Here is an 18883-nt window from a genome sequence, read left to right as displayed (position 1 = left end):
AAAGCGTAATGTAAATGAAATAAGAAGGATGTGATGTGAATCACAATATTATATAAAAATTTGTGACAAATCAATTTGTTAACATAATATTTTTACTGTATCTTTTAATAAGCGTTTGTGCGTGAGCATTTCCTTGAATGATATCGCGAAACTCCTTCAAGGAATATAAGTGTGTAATACCTTTTCGAGCATGAATGCGGACTGGAACCCCTTGTAACATATCATGAAAATCAAATGGGGTATCTATTGGTTCAATTGGGAAACCAAGTGTAAGCAAATACATATACATTCGTTTTGTTACAACTGCAATATACCATTCTGCCTTCATTTCTAAAGCATGTATAAACAAAATCGCTGCTAATCTTTTGAAATGCCCTCGACCTCGAGATGTTTTTGCGATGCTTAACTTTCCAATTTCATATACATTGTTTAAGTTTTTTATCAATTTATTTTTAGAAAACGGATAAAAAAACTCAGAATTAGATTGTTCTGGTGAGGTATATTGAATACATTCAACAGTACCAATATAATGCTGATTTTCTATTAATAAAAACCGTGATGGATTTAAATTTCGTTCTACAAACATTAAATTTCGTTCCTCACAAAAATCTCCCCACAATTGCTCGAACCAAAAATGCTCTTCCTTCGTTTGAACACGCTGGAACATATTTCCCCACCTTTCTTATCGCTATCTCACTTCTTGATAACGCTTACATTATATAATATAAGACCGAATCTTCGTATGCAACTAAAAATATTTATTACTTATAGTATTCGTTAAACAAAATGGAATTCCTATTCCCCGTTCATTTTTATCAAAAATACCGAAAAATAACCACCTAAATACATACATAGTAGGTGGTTATTTTTTAACGCTCTCGAGTAGTAAAGATTTTTATGTTTTTATACTTTTTAACCATTCCTCAAAAATTTGCATGAGTCCATATTTTCCAGCTAACTTCTCTTTTCCTTGCTTCGTTTTATATGGGTATAACTGCAGAAATACACCACAACCTGATTCAATTTTTTTGCCGTGCATATGACTTCCCGGATAGACACAAATTACTTCGTAAATCGCCTTTCTTTTAAAAATACGTTTTCCCTCTTTTTCATCTACATATTTAATAGACCAATATTTATACATTTGCTCTGTCGCTTTTGTATTACCAACAGGCTGAAAAATGTTATACATTGGACTATACTTTACTTCAATAATAATAGATGATTGATATTCATACCATTCTTCCTGCTTTACATAACAATCTAGCCGAATATCCGGTTTTTTCGTATCTTCTCCATTATAAAAATGGCTTCCTTTACTTAATGCAATAAGTGGATGAGTTTCAATTAAATCATTAAATGCCACATGGATTCGAAACTCATCACGATGTAGTACAATTGTCGTACCATCTTGTAATCCATCCAAATAAAAATATTTCTGTATCTGTTCTCGCATCGGTACTTTATCATGAAATCCCATTTCTTGTAGTATAGAAATAACAATAAAGAATGCATAATATTCGTAGACTAAAAATGTTGGTTTATACACGAATAATAAGGCTGGAGATTGCTGTCTATAATGGGGTAACAACTCTAAATGATACATAAGTTGTCGGTGTGGTATAGAGATAGAATAAAGTGTAATATTCGTTTTTTCAGAAATGTCCTTCCAAAACGGGGAATGTAACAAATGATGAAAGTACTGTGCACTTTCATAAACAATACGATTCAAAATTTTATATTCTTGTATTTTCACTGAACTCTTGCGTAAATCCGCTTCTTTCAACAAATGTATATTTTTATATTTTTTCTTTTCTCGATCCGTCACAGAGCCGTTTCGATCAATTGTTTGCATAATGGTTTTAACAGCTTGATATTCTTCCTTTTTTGTCTCCTTTGTTTCCTCTAGTAGTTTAACTGTCTTTTGTAAAAAACGCTGAGCTTCTACTAAATAAGAATAAAACTGCCTCGTTTTAAATTTAAGAAAAGCATTTTCTAAACTATTTTTCTGCTCTATAAACTTGCGATTATAGTACTTTCCGTGCATTTTTTTTTCGCTTATGATTACACTTTTCCGCGTCGATTTTCGTTCTCGCGTCTCCCAATTGTACGTATTGACGTACTTCGTATTCATTTCGATCTTTTTATAAATTTGTTTTATTTTTTTCATCTTCTTCGGCAACATTCGCAGTAACATTAAATAAGAAGAATCTTCAATATCACTTAATGCTGAAAATGTTTTTTTATAATAACCTCGATCTAAAATTAATTCGTTCAAAATCGACTTTACATAACTTTGAATCATTTCAAATTGATCATCTTCAAAATTTTTTGGAACAATTTGAAACGCTCCGTAGTATATCTCCCCTCCCACTCTTACTTCAAAGTGGTATAAGCCGCAGCGCCACGGATAAAAAAAATCTGTTTTTCCATGTTCATATATTAATATTTTTGATCTTTTTTCATGTAGTTCATATTGTGATTCTTGTATATTCTTTTGTCCTTCATACACTTTATTCCATATAAATGTAACATGAACTGCTTTCTCATAATGTAAAGATAGCCGTAATGGTTTTAACTCCTGCACTTTATAAATACACTGCGAGAGAGAGAATGCCGAAGTGCAGAGACGATTTAAAACGATAGTCTCTCCCTTCGCTTCCGATCCTACAATTAGTTTCAGTACAAAAGGCAACATTTCTATCGTGTCGACAATTTCAGTCTCATTGTGTTCTTTATTTTGCATAACCATACAACTCCAATTCGCGTCGCTTTTGTCTTAAATACGCTAAGGAATGTTCAAATGTTGAGACACAATTTGCAAGAGGAGATTGTAATAATGGGATTAGCATCGCTCCCTTTTTTTCCTCTTCAGAAAGAAGAGCACCAACTGTCATCTCGGTTCCACGCAATTTTGTTAATACGCGCTGCTTAATTTGCAAGTCAAAGCCTTCTTCCCTGCTAATCATATAAGACTGGTTATTGTGCATGGGAATATTTTGCAAATATGAGGCAATAGCCGCAGCGCATCGAAAAGAAATACCTTTTGATGCATCGTAAGAGGACAATATATCATGCAACTTATCTAGCAACTCCAATTCCTCCTCTGAAAAAACTTCAACCATCGCTTTATTTCTTACCCAATTTATGCGAAACTCCCTAGCGGTTACTGCCAGAGAAGGAAATTGTATATTCTTTTCCTGTCTCATGCTCATTTCACAAAATGGAATTTTTTGCAATGTAATAAGATTGACTCGATCTAATAAACGGTCGGATAATTCTTTCGTTGTTTCATCAAAATTTATCGTGCCAACAAAAATAATATTTTCTCCAATTTCAATTTTCGCTGGGACTTGATTTTCTCCCCTAGCCCCTTCTTCATATAAAGTAAGAATACGATTCTTTTTTTCTAATTGGAGAATCGATAAAAATGGGGTAAACCAATGCTCAATATGCGACATATTCATTTCATCAAATACAATCATATATAGCTGATTCGGATTTTCTTTTGCTTTTAATAATGTTCGAACAAGCTGTGTCTCACTTTCAATAAATGCTCCATTTGGATGAAGATAACCAAGTAAATCATGTGGCTCTTGATAAGTCGGAGATATAGGAATCCATATTAATTCTTCACCATATTGCAATCCTAATGCTTCTGCATACGCCTGCACAAAACGAGATTTCCCAATCCCTGGTATACCACCAAGAATGGTTAACATATTCGTTTTTACACTAATGTGAAAATTAAAGATATCCGTTACATCAATATATAACCCTTTATCACATACTATTTTCTGTACATACTGTAGAAAAGAGGTTTCTCGTTCGTCCCATTCCTGCTCTTCTTTTTGATTTCTAATATCTATCACTTCAATTGGCTTCCCCTCTTCCGCAACGCGTTTTACGAGTTGCTCGTATATATTTGCATTTACAAAATACAAATGATCATCAACTTCTAATTCCACATATTTCTTCCAGTCATCAATCTCAATATATTTACATTCCTTTCTTTGTTCACAATAGGCAATAGAACTAACCGACGGCTTTAATGATAAATTTCCATATAAACGCCCTTCATGCCATAATAAATCCGGTGTATCAAAATCCTGTGGAAACTTAGGCATGAGAAAAGATAGATAGCCATTCCCAAGCTTTCTCTCAAAAAATTCTCTTTTTCTATATCCAGTTAGTCTTGGTGAAGGAATAATTTTATATGCATCCACCAATTCTTTCTGTTCTGTGCATATTAATTCTACATATATGTTTCCTCTTTCATAATAAAGTCGAAATAACACCAACTGTTTTTCTAACTTTCTCTTTTTCAAATCAGCGAACACTTTCTCATTCTTCTTATTACTACATATACCTTCAAATACGTATGGTTCCTCTCCAAACTGGGATTGCAAAACCGAAGGAATTGGTGACAAACATTGGATTGAAAATGTCTCTTTTTCTTCTATGCCTTTTACAAATTTCCCAAGAAACCTCATATGATACATCCGTTTTATAAAACTTGGATGAAGAGCTTTATGTAATTTCAATACACTCACCCTCTTTTTCCCATACTATTCTTATTGTATGTATTATTTTATAAAACTAGAAACAAAAAACCTGACGTTATCCGTCAGGTTTTAAGAGAAAAATTGATATTAGTGCGAAGAAAATGTTTGTTTCTCTTGCAAAATCGCATTGTGAGCAATCTTTAATTTCGCTAAGACATACCGTAGTCTATCTTCAGCATTTTCATCCTTTTTATGATGCAAATTTGCTAACGTTTCTACAGATCCTGCTAAATTTTCAATCACTCCACGCAATTCGGGATGATGGTTAAAAAACGATTCTTGTACTAAAACTTTTCTTAAATCATTGGTCAACTCTATAATCCTTACCAACTGTTTTTTTTCTTCCATATTCATCCCTCCTAAGCATCTTATTCTTATATATGAAATATTCTGTGAAAAATTGCAAATTCCTTGTATCTAAAACAAAAAAGTCCTACAAGAGGACTTTTTACACTTGTATATTTCCTGTAAATAGCAAATAAAGCGATGCAATAGTTGCAATGACAATGACAACCATAACATATCTCTCACCGTTTGAAAAATAGCGATTTCCTTTTTCTTTTCGAGCAAACATATAAACAACAAGACCAATACCATAAACAATGGAAACTAGTAACAAATTCTTTAGCCCAGCTGCATAAATTAACCAGATGGAATAAATAAATGCAATGAAAGCTAATACTCCATTTTTTATTCTCGCTTGTTTTATTTCCTTTGTAATAACTAATTTTAGCTGATACAATGCCGATAATAAATACGGTAATAAAATAGATGTCGAAGCAATAAAATACATCATTTGATATGTTGATTCTGAGAAAAGCACAATGATAAATAACGTTTGTGCAACACCATTTGAAATCCATAATGCAATATGCGGTGTTTGTTTTTTATTTGTTTTTGTAAATACTTTCGGAAAAACACCATCTTTTCCGGCCACATGAGAAATTTCAGAAACAAGTAGAAACCATCCAATTAAAGTCCCCACAAGTGATGCAACTAAACCGATATTAATAGCAACTGCTCCCCAAGAGCCAACTACATGTTCTAATACATGTCCCATTGAAGGCGTGTCTAAAAGAGATAATTCTTGTCTTGACATAGCCCCCATTGAAAGGACGGAAATTAAAATGTAAATTGCCATGACTAAAATAAGTCCAAAAACTGTCGCTTTTCCAACATCACGACTATTCTTTGCTCTTCCAGATAACACAACGGCTCCTTCTACCCCAATAAATACCCAAAGCGTCACGAGCATTGTGTTTTTCACTTGTCCAAGTACAGAAGAGATGGAAACAGTCCCTTCTCCCCAAAAATCATGAGTAAATGTCTCCCAGCGAAATGCTGTAACCATTACGACGATAAATAATAAGATTGGAACTAGCTTTCCAATTGTAGCAATTACATTCATAATTGACGCTTCACGAATTCCAATTAAAATCAAAAAGTGAAGTGTCCATAATAAAAGAGAGGCGCCAATAATCGAAGCTACATTATTTCCACCTTTAAAAATGGGAAAGAAATATCCAAGCGTGCTAAACAATAACATAATCGTTGCTACATTTCCTAAAATCCCAGCAAGCCAATATCCCCACGCACTATTAAAACCAATGTATTCACCAAACCCTGCGCGTGCATAACTATAAATTCCGCCCTCAAGCTCTGGTTTTTGCCTTGCTAATGTTTGATATGCAAGCGCAAGTGGAATCATTCCTAATGCTGTAATACACCAACCAATTAGTGTAGCACCACTATTTGCCCCAGCTGCTAAGTCATGTGGGAGGCTAAATACGCCACCTCCAACCATTGTTCCAACTACTAATGCAATTAATGAGAAAAATCCTAATTTCTTTTCTATCGGTATCACCCCGTTTGTCATTCTCGGTGTTATGTTTATCCGTCAACTATTAAAGTCACCTTTTTCTCTAATAGAAGTTTCTTTTATATTTTTTCAGGAAAACATTACTTATTCTAAAAGAAAATGAGTAAAAAGGGAATACTTTTTTGAAAAAATGTATAAGTATGCATAAAAAAACCGTTCATTTCTCATGAACGGCCGTTTTTTAAAGCTAAAATTGTATATTTTTTGTAAAAATTTAACGAATAAGCTTTTATCTCATTATTTTAGGGCAGTAGCAGCCCAATTGGTGGAGGATGAAAAAACCCCGTTGATTAAAGTTTCACTTTATTTTTTAATTGTTTCACCATCTTTTTTACACTTTCTCTACCTCACATTCATTTCGCGATTCTGGTGATTCATTCCAACTTACTTTTTTCAAGATATACTTGTTCTTTCACTCTAATGATCAAATAATAGCGTCTTTATAATCGCTATGTACTCTCTTATATAAGCTTTATTCTTAGAACGTGCAGGAGTCGAAGCAGCTAATGCTTCCATTTTGATTCCTAAACGTTTCGCAATAATTTTTGTACGATATAAATGATAGGTATTACTTACAATAATAGCGTGTGTAATATGAAATAAATCTTTACTAAACTTTAAATTTTCATACGTACTTGTCGAACGGTCTTCTATCAAAATACGATTGGCATTGATACCGTGTGCTACTAAATAATTTCGCATACTATGCGCTTCTGGAATATCTTCATCTTCTCCTTGTCCTCCAGATACGATAGCCTTTGTCTTAGGATTTTCATTTAAATATTTTAAAGCTACATCTAAGCGATTTTGAAGAGATTGTGATGGCTTATCTCCAAATAATTTTGCACCTAATATTAATATATAAGGAATTTCATTACTCACCTCTTTTTGAGCAACTTTGCGCATCTGATACGTAATATATAGTATATATAATATTGGTAAAAGAAATAGAAGACAGACAATCCATTTATTCATTACTATATCTACACTCCCTTTCTTTCTATTATATAGAAAAAGAAAGGGAGGTAGAAGTCTTTTTAATGGCTACGTTGCCCCGCATTTTGAGGATTACGTGCTTTTTGAGAAGACGTATGAGATTGTGTTTGATTCCCTTTATGTTTTGCTGATCCTAGTGCTTTCGTTTTTCCCATTTGAATCCCCCCTTTTTATATTCCCTTTTATATTCTGTACTTTTCCTTTTCTCATACAATGGATTTATTGGAAGCTCCAATGTTTTTTTCTTTATATTTTAACAAAACGTAGCGGAGGGCAATCCCCATTGCACAAATTAACAAAATGCTAAGCGTATAAAATGGAAGCATGCCCCCTACTTTTGACACACCAAAAGTAAAACTCGTTAATAATATAATGAGCCGCAATAAACTATCTACACGTCCCATTACTTCATTTGGAATTTTCTCCATCATTAACACATTGCGTACAATCCTTGTTCTCGCATTTCCAATTGCATGAAAATAGAAAGCCCATATAACATAACAACTGAAGATTCTACAATCATTCCGGTAATTGAAATTACATATATACACATCGTAATTACGATAGATATTTCTGTCTTCACATATTTCATTAAAAAGGGAATGCTGATTCCAGCAAGTACAGCACCAATCCCATATATCATCCTCTTTATTGTATATACAGATGCATTTACTTTTAATACATCTGAAATGTATATTGGAATTAAATAATTTGTCATCATCACTCCGATAAATGGCATATAGATGGCAAGTAAAAACCAAAAAAGTTTTTGGCGCCCTTTCATAACATGAACCCCTTCAAGCATTTGCTTTTTAAATGGAATCCTTAGTAATAATGACTTTCTTGAAAAACGATCAATGCTTTGGCCAATCAATAAGTGGTGACAATAAAAACATAATAAGAGTCGCTACAATAGATACATATCCAAAGATAACATCGCCACCGCTTTCCTTGATCAAAAACCATAGGATCGTTATCATAACAATCTCAGAACCAATAGCTTATCTGCTATTGGCTCCTAAAACATAATACAATCGAGACTCATAATAAAGAGAATTCATATCAATCAACTCCTAATTGCTTTTTCACCTCTTTATAAACGTCCATATATGCTTTTAATTCTTTAATAAGATCATGGATAAGCGGTTTTGCCTCTTCTCCAAGTTCACCATCTTGTACATGTAAACCGTCTACTACAACTTGTTTTGGAATGGTATTCGCGTACACTCCTCTTGCGACAATACGCATACTATTTAATGCGTTCATTCCGCCTTTTCCTCCACCTGCAACCGCCAATAAAGCAACTGGTTTATGAATAAATTCACTACTGCTTAAAAAATCAAGCGCATTTTTTAAAGCGCCACTCATTGCGTTATGATATTCCGGTGTACAAAGTACAACACCGTCTGCTGATTTTACTAAATTTTTCAATTTTGTTACGGCTTCTAGTTCACGCTGTGAATCTTCCCCGTTATATAAAGGCAATTCTTCGATCGCCAAATCATATAATTCCCCTTCAAAGTGCTCTGCAATATATTTTGCAATTACACGTGTTCTACCGAATTTTCTTGGCGTTCCATTCATTACGACTAATTTCATAATTCTTTCTCCCCCTTATTTAAGCTTCTCATTCTATATTATCAGAAAATTATATACAAAACACAACAAAAATGGTGAAAATGTTTTAGAAAATAGTATAAAAAGAACTCATACTTTCGTATGAGTTCTTTTTAAAATGAAATCATTAGGACTTTTGTGCTTTAAAATGCCAATAAGCCTTCTCTGCTAACTTTCTCCGCTCCTCTGGTAGCTTGCTGTATTGTATAATCATTTCTACCATTTGTTCATAAGGAGCAAAAACGATTCCTGGCCACTCTTTTTCGTCTTCTGGATTACTCGATTCAGAAATAATAAACTTTTGATTCGCAACAGCATGAGAAATTCGTGGCGTTTCAAGAATTCCAGTTAAATGGAAATGAATATTTAAAATGATCTTTGCTCGTGCCATCAGTTCGTTTCTAGGAATTCCCCATACATTGCTTTGAAAAACAATATTCAAGTTCGGGGCAAGCTCTTGAAGCTGTTCAAAAATCGCTTGACGTCGCTCATTCATAGCACCAATAAACAGAACATCAATATCTTCTGAAAGCACGTGAGGAAATGCTCCTTTTTTTATTTCTAATGTCGGGGCATAATTCATCTTCACATGTTTTATTTCTTTTCCTAATCCTTTCTGTTTCAACCATTCTATATTTTGACGACTATAATCCCATACTTCTCTATCCTTTAATATTGTAAGATATGCCGCATTCACATAAGGACTCTCATCATATAACTGCTCTAAATTATACACAATTGCATGATTTGGTATAGGGATGGGGCGATAAGCAAATAAATGAGCACCAAAAAGAACGGTCTGTTTTGCTTGGTCCAATAACGTTTCTGATATAATTACTTCTTGTCCTTGTTGTTCTAATTGCCATTTTAAAGCACGTGCAACGTCTATAAAACTCCCATATGTGTACGGCCATATATAGAAACAATAATCATATTCTTTATTAAAAAATGATTCAATTACCTTTGCATTCTTTTCATACAACTCCACATTCGGATACTTCATTACCATCTCATTCGCATATTTTTTTGCAACTTTATATAAACCAGCATAATATGCCGCCACGCATCTTTTTAATTCTATACTTGGTCTATCCGCCTCCTGTATATCCATTTCTAAAATAAGATTTGCAACAACGAAAGCTTTCAAATGATCGTGATCGTAGTAATAATCCAACAGCGGAATTAACTCCTCATGCGTATTTCCATACACAGATGTACCGAGATCAATAGCCCATCTTATTAATTCCATTATCCCTCCACCTCCCCTTTCACACATAGATGTTTTAATAAAACTTTTTATTATTCTCAACCACCTTTGCGATGTATATCGGTAATTCTTCGATTTTCGATTCAAGAAACTTTTGTGCTTTTCTACCAATATGTTTCTTACTTTCAATATAATAAGCACAAATCGAAATTTCATAGTCAAATAAATAATCATACACATGATAATCTACAAATAGAAGATCTTCTTTTGGAAACGGGATTTCTTTTCCTTGTAATGCATACATTAAACTTAAATGATTTTTCGATCTCACTCTATATAATCTGGCTAACTGATATAATGATTCTGCCCTACTTGGCCTATATTCCCAAGCATTTTGAAAATACGTAACCGCCAGAGAAAGAAATTCTTCTTCTTTTTGAATGAAACTTTCCAATTTCTGCACACTATTTCCAACCTTACTTCTTAATTGCTCTTGTTTTATTGCTAACTGCTCATAACAAACTCCAATTCGCAATAATGAATAAAATACTTCTTCTCTCCATCCCCCAGCCTCAACCCTTTTTTTGTACCATTTAATAGCTTCCTCAAATTCTCCTAAATGGTAATAGGTTTGAGCTAAATAAAATAAATACCGAATTTTCAAGTCTGGTGTCGTTTCTGGATCTTTTATTCCCTCCAATAATAATCGTTTATCTCTTTCAAATTTATCACTCTTACTTCCGCCATCTCCTTGATCATTTACAACAAGGCCATCTAACCTTCCCACTTCTTGTTGATAATCCGTCCCTAGTTTTGAACGATCTATATCCCAATATTCATGCGTAACCCCAACAGATTTCCAAGAAAGAGAGGCTTTTAATAATCTAGTAAGCCAATATTTAATATGAATATCGTACTGCATTGTCAAATAATGATCTTTCGTTAAACTACTTTTATCAAAATTCGCTGTCTCTTCTAAAACCATATCCGCATCAAGCACTAATAAATAATCTGATTCCGGATATGTTTTTTGTGCTAACGCTACTGCCAGCGTACGATTATAGCCAAAATTTCGAAACGGTTCATGGTGAACGGTCCCAGGTATCTCATTGTCCTTACACCATTGTTCTATTATTTCAGGCGTATGATCGGTAGACCCCGTATCACAAATCGATACAAAATCAATAACTGGTTTTGCAGAATTTAAACATCGCTCAATGATTTTCTCTTCATTTTTAACAATCATACAAAGACAAATTTTTTTCTCTTCTTGCTGCTGTCCACTTTTCACCTTACCACCTCCATTTTTTATAAATAAATCCCTCTATGTATAACTTGGATTATAAACACTCCTACTTTACGTATTCTTTTACTATTTATGAAAGCATTATTTTATTTATTCTGATTTTCATTCTACTGACTCCATCTTAACTTAAATGAGAGCTGAACTGCTCATAACAGCCCGATTGATGAAGCCCCCCACTAATTAAAGTTTTTCTTTATCTTCTTCCCTATTTTTTACGTTCAGTCTACAAAGAGTAAAACAAAAAAACTTGCACATTTGTACAAGTTTCTTCTCCAAAATAATGAATCATTTTTTTACAACAGCATGTCCGCCAAATTGATTACGAAGCGCTGAAACAACTTTTCCGTGGAATGTATCATCTTCTTGAGAACGGTAACGCATAAATAATGACATCGCAATGACTGGAGCGGCTGCTTGTAATTCAAGGGCTGTTTCGACTGTCCATTTTCCTTCTCCTGAAGAATTCATTACCCCTTTAATTCCAGCCAATTTAGGATCATCCGCAAACGCTTTTTCTGTTAAATCCATTAACCAACCACGAATAACGGATCCGTTCGCCCATACTTTTGCCACCTCTTCATAGTTATAATCAAAATCACTTTTCTCTAAAACTTCAAACCCTTCAGCAATTGCTTGCATCATTCCATATTCAATACCATTATGAACCATTTTTAAGAAATGACCACTTCCAACACGCCCTACATAAGAATAGCCATTTTCTACTGCTAAATCTTTAAATAAAAGCTCCAATTGATCAAAGATTTCTTTTTTTCCACCAACCATTAAGCATGCCCCATAGCGCGCACCTTCTACACCGCCTGATGTTCCAATATCTACATAATGGAGTCCTAATCGGTCTGCTTCTTCAGCACGGCGTAACGTATCTTTATAGAAAGAGTTTCCACCTTCAATAACAATATCTCCTTTATCTAATAATGGATAAAGCTCATGTAATACTGAATCTACAATTTCTCCAGCCGGTACCATTACCCAAATGATGCGAGGTGATTCCAGTGTTTCCACTAGTTTCTTTAATGTAGGACGAGCAGCAATTCCAAGCTGTCCTGCTTTTTCTACAAGCTCTTGATTCACATCATAAACGACTACGTCGTGTCCATCTTCATGTAAATGTTCCGCTAATGGGAAACCCATTTTTCCTAATCCGATTAAACCTAGTTTCATATTCATCTAACTCCTATTCTATATTATAAGATTTAATAACGAAATGAGTCCAAGTGCTACAATTGACAGAATGGTTTCCATCGCTGTCCATGTGAATAGCGTTTCCTTTACCGTCATTCCGAAGTATTCTTTAATCATCCAAAAACCAGAATCATTCACATGTGATAAAATGAGTGATCCTGCTCCTGTTGCAAGCGCTAATAATTCTACATTCACTCCTGGCATACTCGCTGCAATCGGTGCTACAATTCCAGCTGCTGTCATCATTGAGACTGTTGCAGAACCTGTTGCAACTCGAATAAGTGCAGCAATCCCCCACCCTAATAGTATTGGAGAAATATGCGATTCTTTCGCCATATCTGCAATTGTAGTGCCGATACCTGAGTCTAATAACACTTTATTGAATGCTCCGCCTGCTCCAATAACTAACAGTATGTTCGCAATCGGCCCTAAACAATCATTTGTAAATTGTAATACTTTCTCTTTTGAAAATCCCTTTGCATAACCAAGGCTAAAGAAGGAATACATCGTTGCTATTAATAACGCAACGACAGGATCTCCAATAAAATGCAATGTCTTTGCCAATTGACTTGTTTTTTCTAATGCTACTTCCGCTATTGATGCTCCAAGCATAAGTAATACCGGAAGTAAAATAGTAAATAACGTGTTTCCAAAGCCAGGAAGTTCTTTTTTCGTATCCCTTTCATTCAGCTGCTCTGCTACATCTTTTGGAACGTTTTTATGTATACGAGCACCAATCCATTTACCGTAAATCGGTCCTGAAATAACTGCTGTTGGAATTCCAATGATTAACGCATATAATATCGTTTTTCCTACATCCGCTTTAAAAATACCAACTGCAGCCATCGCAGCTGGATGTGGTGGTACTAACCCATGTACAACAGATAGACCTGCTACAAGCGGAATACCAATTGTTATAAGTGAAACACCTGTTTCTAATGCAATTGTAAATACAAGCGGGATTAATAATACAAATCCAACTTGGAAAAACACTGGAATGCCGACTAAAAATGCAACAACCATCATTGCCCAATGAACGCGCTTTGTTCCAAAACGTTCTATAAGGGTATTTGCAATTCTTTCAGCACCCCCAGACTCAGCCATCATCTTCCCAAGCATTGTTCCTAAAGCTAAAACAATCGCTAAAAAACCTAACGTATTACCAAGTCCTAATTTAATAGAATCAATGATCCCCATTTCTTTTGACGACGTTGCAATCAAAGGCATCCCCATGGCGAGCCCAACTCCGATTGCAGTTAAAATTAAAGCGACAAATGGATGCCATTTTGCTACTGTAATCAGTAATAGTAATATGACAACAGCCGCTAGTACAATCCCAACTACCATTTCTCCCAATCCCCCTACTGTTTACGTTGGAAAGCAGCTATACAATCAAACTCTTCTTTCAGACGATTGTAAAGTCGTTCATACATATAGAACATCTCTAAATATAAAGCCGTATTTTCTTTATTTGGTACATGATGATGAACAATTTGGATCCAATCTTTCACCTCTTCTAGTGAATCAATCTTTCCTATCGCATATAAAGATAACGCGGCTGCTCCTAGTGCAGATGCTTCATGACTTTCCGGAACAAGCAACTCTTTGCCCATCATATCCGATAACATTTGTCGCCAAAATGCTGATTTTGCAAAACCACCTGAAACACGAATTTCAGACAGCGGTCCTGTTTGATCTCGAATAGCAAGTGCTACAGAATAGACACTCATACAGACGCCTTCCATAACAGCACGAATAAAATGTTCACGTTTATGTTGCAGATGAATGCCGAAGAACGTACCTCTTGCATTTGCATTCCAATACGGAGAACGTTCTCCTGATAAAAATGGTAAAAATAATAACCCATCAGCTCCAGCTGGCACACTTTCGGCATATTGAATTAATAAATCGTATGGGTCAATACCTAATTTCTTGGCGACTTCCTGTTCTGGACTACCAAATTCATCGCGTAACCACCTTAATAAAATGCCTCCATTATTCGTCGGACCGCCAATTACCCACTGTTTGTCTGTCAATGCGTAACAAAACGTTCTCCCTTTCTCATCGGTATTGATGTTTTGTGAAATGGTTCGAACAGCACCGCTCGTTCCGATTGTAATAGCTGCCTCTCCCGGAGATATCGCACCAACACCGACATTTGCAAGAACACCATCACTTGCTCCAATAACAACTGGCGTATTTTCAGAAATCCCCATCTTCTGAGCCAGCTTCACATTCATTCCTGACAAAATATACGTAGTCGGTACAGGCGTTGATAACTGTTCAGGTGATAGCTCCAGCATTTGTAATACATCTCCGTCCCAGTCTAATGTTTCTAGATTGAATAGACCTGTAGCTGATGCAATGGAATAGTCAACAACATATTGTGCAAATAATTGATAAATCACATACTCTTTTATAGAAATGAATTTATAAGCTCTCGCATATAAATCTGGTTCTTCCTCTTTCATCCACAACAATTTTGAAAGTGGAGACATCGGATGAATAGGTGTACCTGTTCTACGATAAATTTCATGTCCATGCATATGCTGCAATAATTTTTCTGATTGCTTTATACTCCGATTATCTGCCCAAATAATAGATTTTGTTAATGGACTTCCTTCTTTATCTACCGCAATGAGTGCATGCATCGCAGTACTAATCCCGATGGAAGAAATATCGGCCGGCAGCACGTTCCCTTTTTTAATGGCAACGCTTACAGTTTTATATACAGCGGAACATATTACATCAGGATCTTGTTCAGCCCATCCCGAATGCGGCTGAATAATTGGATAATCAATTGCATGTGTTGCAACTACTTTCCCTTTTTCAGTAAAAACAACCGCTTTTGTACTTGTGGTACCGATATCAATCCCGATTACTCTCCCCCTTGTTTCCATACAAATCTTCCCTTCATTTCTAGCAAAATATCATTTAGTAACCGTTTACATAAAACAGTATATAAAATATTTTTTCTTAAATCAACATTTAAAAAGAAAATTTTTTTCATTAGTAAACATAAGAAAGAGCAATGTATACAAGTACACTGCTCTTTATATTCGCTTCATTGAAATTGTTTCGCGTATACTTTGCAAATTTTGTAATGTTTCTTCTTGACGCTGCATTGACAATCCTACATACAATGTATCTAATAAACTAAGTTGTGCTAATCGTGATGAACTTGCTTCCGTCCGAAATTCCGTTTCGCGTGTTGACGTATATAACGTGATATCCGCCAATTGACTCAATGCAGATTTCTGATAGCTAGTAATCGCAATGATGCGTGCTCCTTTTGTTTTCGCTACTTCTAGTGCTTCCAGCAATGCTTTGTTGCTTCCAGAATGAGAAATTGCGATGACAACTGCTTCTGTCGTAAGCAACCCAGCTCCCATAATTTGAAAGTGCGAATCAGTATGAGCAATGCAAGAGATACCCGTTCTCATAAATTTATGATAAGCATCCATTGCGATAATGCCTGAACCACCATTTCCATAAAATTCAATACGTTTTGCTAGCTGCAATATATGTATTGCTTCTTCTAACGCTTCCTCATTTAATAGATGTAAAGTATCTTGTAACCCTGTAATATGCGAATGAAAGACTTTTTTTGCAACAGTTACCATATCATCTTCTGCAGACACTTCTTCGTGAATATTTTGCATAGGTGTATGTACAATTTCACGTGCTAATGTAATTTTCAAATCTTGAAACCCTTGAAATCCAAGGTGCTTACATAAGCGAAAAATCGTTGCTTCTGAACTATTTGTCATCTCCGCTAATTCCGTAATTGATTTATGTACAACATCTTGCGGATATTGTATTATATGTTCAGCTATACTTCGAAGCTTTGGCGATAAGCCATTTAATGAAGCCTGAATTTTCCCTATACCAACTTTTGTACCAGGCATGTTATATCTTCCCCTTCCATATGAGTTTTATTGTACCTAATTATGCGAAGAAGAAAAACCGTTATTTGGTATCTTTATCTATTTCTTCATATTTCTTGTTTTACAGCGTAAAGTGCTGCCTGTGTCCGATCTTCTACTTCCAGCTTTGCAAGCACATTTGAAACATGTGTTTTCACTGTTTGCTCTGTAATATGAAGCTCTACTGCAATTTCTTTATTACTTCTCCCTTTCGCAATTTCATAAAGAACTTCTTTTTCTCTTTTTGTTAACAATGACAAGCGATTCTGTTTCATCGCTTCCTTTCATATCATATGCAATTTCCTTCAAAATTTTTAAACGCATTGTCTCCTTTTCTGTTGCTGTATCATCCATTTTTATCACCCAATAGCATTATAACATCACGAATTTTCTAAATACTACTTCAAAAAAAAGAAGCTGAATTGCTCAGCTTCTTTATTCTATATCAATAATATTTCTATTTTGTTTCACTTGATTAGATTTTGGTAACTCGATTGTTAACACACCATCTTTAAATTTTGCTTTTACATTTTCATTTTCTACGCCGTTAAATGTAAAACGACGAATAAATGAACCTGTAGAGCGCTCTTTACGAATATATGTGCCATGTTCATTTTTTTCTTCTACTTCATGATTTTGAGTCGCTTGAATTGTTAACATATCGTTTTCAAAGTCAACTTGAATGTTTTCTTTTTGAAATCCTGGTAAATCTGCTTCCACTACATATTTATCAGAATCCTCTTGAACATCTACTTTAAAAGTATTCATGTTCATCGGTTTAAAGAAAGCATCTGTCATCATCTCAAATAAAGAAGGCCCAAATTCTGCAACACCATTTCTACGATTTGTTAATTCCGGAAATAAATCACGCATATTTCATTCCTCCTTATAAGATATGAATGAAAGATTAACTCTTTCTGTCTTTATTATATCAAATAGTCAAAAAAGGTCAAACTATTTGCTTGATTATTTGATTATGTACTTTTTTCCATTATTTCTTTATTATACGGTATGTGAAATTCAAGATCTCACTAAAAAAGAATCACGTTTGTGGGATCTTGAATGATAGACAAGAATAAGACACTAAAACATATGAACACAACGGTATGATAGTAGTACCGTACTCACGAACCTATACGGTCTGTCGTGAGAGTGGTGATGGCACACCGCAATCTTGCACGTCAGCGATACCAGAAATGGACTTCGCCTTTAGTAGCAAGAATCCCACTGACTTTTAGGGGCGGGCGTGTCAAATGATAGGAAAGTCAATGAAGAAAATAAAAAAATTCCGCCAGAAACGGAATTTTTCACTTCAATTATCCTCTATAACATGTATTACCTTCTCCACCAGTTATGTTTTAACTTGTGATTTCACCCATTTTCTATTCAATGATTTCAGTATGAAAACAAAGTTTCATGTGATTGATCATGGCTTCACCAAGGTCAGTAAATGTTGCGACGCCTCGCTTATGTATTGCTGTTTGAAATCCTTCTGCATCTGCTCCAGCTATTGTCAAAAAGTCACAAATGTCCGTACATACTCCAACAGTATGCACTTTTTTCACTTCCAAGTTTTTCAAAGTAGCGGCCAAATCTGTTTTAAAGAATGCATTATAATTTGTTTTTGGGACATAAATTACATTTTCGTTTCCTTTATTTTCTTGATACCATTCATATAATTCACCATATAATTGTTGCCCTTCTGTATTCACAATATTATGGGGCGTCCATAATTGAAAATGAGGATCATCAGGCTGGTGCGCATCCATTGTAACAACAACAATATTCTCTTCTTCTAAAAAGCGAGTTGCTAATTCTGTAATATACGGTACAATTTGTTGCGCTGGTTTACCAGCAGTTAAAGATCCATTATCCGCTACAAAATCATTACTCATATCTACAATTAATAAAGCCTCTTTCCCCATATCCCTTCAACTCCTACTGTCAAATAGATTTTCACTCTGTCTTTGTACTGTTTTTTCAAACCTAATTTTAAACCCTACACTGTTTCATAAACGTTCTACTTGCTCGCATCTCGATTTGTTTCATACTAAACAATAGAAAACGTGCTTTTACGACGTCATATGTTGTATTCGACACTTTCAAACAAAATACCTACAAACATGATAACGATTCTAATCATTATGTCCCTTTCATTCTATATATAAAAAAAGTACACTACCT

15 protein-coding genes and 2 pseudogenes are annotated in these 18883 nt (G+C 34.7%); all 17 read right to left on the bottom strand.

Annotation, left to right across the window (positions count from 1 at the left end):
* Window positions 1-70: 70 nt before the first annotated feature.
* Window positions 71-667 carry a hypothetical protein gene (locus MR056_RS02190; protein ID WP_087098611.1) on the bottom strand — a complete coding sequence of 199 codons (597 nt, stop codon included), beginning with the start codon at window positions 665-667 and terminating at the stop codon, window positions 71-73.
* 228 nt (window positions 668-895) lie between these two features.
* On the bottom strand, window positions 896-2746 hold the full coding sequence (locus MR056_RS02185; RefSeq protein ID WP_041809679.1) for a hypothetical protein: 1851 nt from the start codon (window positions 2744-2746) through the stop codon (window positions 896-898).
* Window positions 2736-4544: an AAA family ATPase gene (locus MR056_RS02180; protein WP_087098609.1), complete on the bottom strand. Its 1809-nt coding sequence runs from the start codon at window positions 4542-4544 to the stop codon at window positions 2736-2738. Before MR056_RS02180 ends, MR056_RS02185 begins: the two co-directional genes overlap by 11 nt.
* A gap of 108 nt (window positions 4545-4652) precedes the next feature.
* Window positions 4653-4913, bottom strand: coding sequence for a LemA domain protein (locus tag MR056_RS02175; protein ID WP_087098607.1), 261 nt, complete (start codon window positions 4911-4913; stop codon window positions 4653-4655).
* 100 nt (window positions 4914-5013) lie between these two features.
* On the bottom strand, window positions 5014-6441 hold the full coding sequence (gene arcD / locus MR056_RS02170; protein WP_087098605.1) for an arginine-ornithine antiporter: 1428 nt from the start codon (window positions 6439-6441) through the stop codon (window positions 5014-5016).
* A gap of 420 nt (window positions 6442-6861) precedes the next feature.
* On the bottom strand, window positions 6862-7419 hold the full coding sequence (locus tag MR056_RS02165; protein ID WP_012094155.1) for a YdcF family protein: 558 nt from the start codon (window positions 7417-7419) through the stop codon (window positions 6862-6864).
* Between the two features lie 227 nt (window positions 7420-7646).
* Window positions 7647-8420 (bottom strand): annotated as a pseudogene (locus MR056_RS02160) (MFS transporter).
* 82 nt (window positions 8421-8502) lie between these two features.
* Complete coding sequence (locus tag MR056_RS02155; protein ID WP_012094154.1) at window positions 8503-9039, bottom strand: NADPH-dependent FMN reductase; 537 nt, start codon at window positions 9037-9039, stop codon at window positions 8503-8505.
* Between the two features lie 145 nt (window positions 9040-9184).
* Window positions 9185-10306, bottom strand: coding sequence for a CgeB family protein (locus tag MR056_RS02150; protein WP_012094153.1), 1122 nt, complete (start codon window positions 10304-10306; stop codon window positions 9185-9187).
* Between the two features lie 34 nt (window positions 10307-10340).
* Window positions 10341-11510: a tetratricopeptide repeat-containing glycosyltransferase gene (locus MR056_RS02145; RefSeq protein ID WP_087094984.1), complete on the bottom strand. Its 1170-nt coding sequence runs from the start codon at window positions 11508-11510 to the stop codon at window positions 10341-10343.
* Window positions 11511-11855: 345 nt separating this feature from the next.
* Entirely contained in the window at window positions 11856-12752 is an 897-nt protein-coding gene (gene gnd, locus MR056_RS02140; protein ID WP_087098603.1) for a phosphogluconate dehydrogenase (NAD(+)-dependent, decarboxylating), read from the bottom strand.
* 18 nt (window positions 12753-12770) lie between these two features.
* Complete coding sequence (locus MR056_RS02135; protein ID WP_012094148.1) at window positions 12771-14120, bottom strand: GntP family permease; 1350 nt, start codon at window positions 14118-14120, stop codon at window positions 12771-12773.
* Between the two features lie 14 nt (window positions 14121-14134).
* On the bottom strand, window positions 14135-15673 hold the full coding sequence (gene gntK / locus MR056_RS02130; protein ID WP_012094147.1) for a gluconokinase: 1539 nt from the start codon (window positions 15671-15673) through the stop codon (window positions 14135-14137).
* A gap of 153 nt (window positions 15674-15826) precedes the next feature.
* A complete protein-coding gene (locus MR056_RS02125; RefSeq protein WP_087098601.1) occupies window positions 15827-16681 on the bottom strand; it encodes a MurR/RpiR family transcriptional regulator in 855 nt (284 codons plus the stop codon).
* Between the two features lie 86 nt (window positions 16682-16767).
* Window positions 16768-16968, bottom strand: a pseudogene (locus MR056_RS02120) (response regulator transcription factor); the annotation flags it as partial.
* 166 nt (window positions 16969-17134) lie between these two features.
* Entirely contained in the window at window positions 17135-17572 is a 438-nt protein-coding gene (locus tag MR056_RS02115) for an Hsp20/alpha crystallin family protein (RefSeq protein WP_012094145.1), read from the bottom strand.
* A 509-nt stretch (window positions 17573-18081) separates the two neighbouring features.
* A complete protein-coding gene (locus MR056_RS02110; RefSeq protein ID WP_087098599.1) occupies window positions 18082-18624 on the bottom strand; it encodes a cysteine hydrolase family protein in 543 nt (180 codons plus the stop codon).
* Window positions 18625-18883: the final 259 nt, after the last annotated feature.

Source organism: Bacillus cereus group sp. BfR-BA-01360 (genome assembly GCF_022663595.1).
In the GTDB taxonomy this organism is placed as follows: domain Bacteria; phylum Bacillota; class Bacilli; order Bacillales; family Bacillaceae_G; genus Bacillus_A; species Bacillus_A cytotoxicus.
This window is presented reverse-complemented; position numbering and strand designations above follow the sequence as displayed.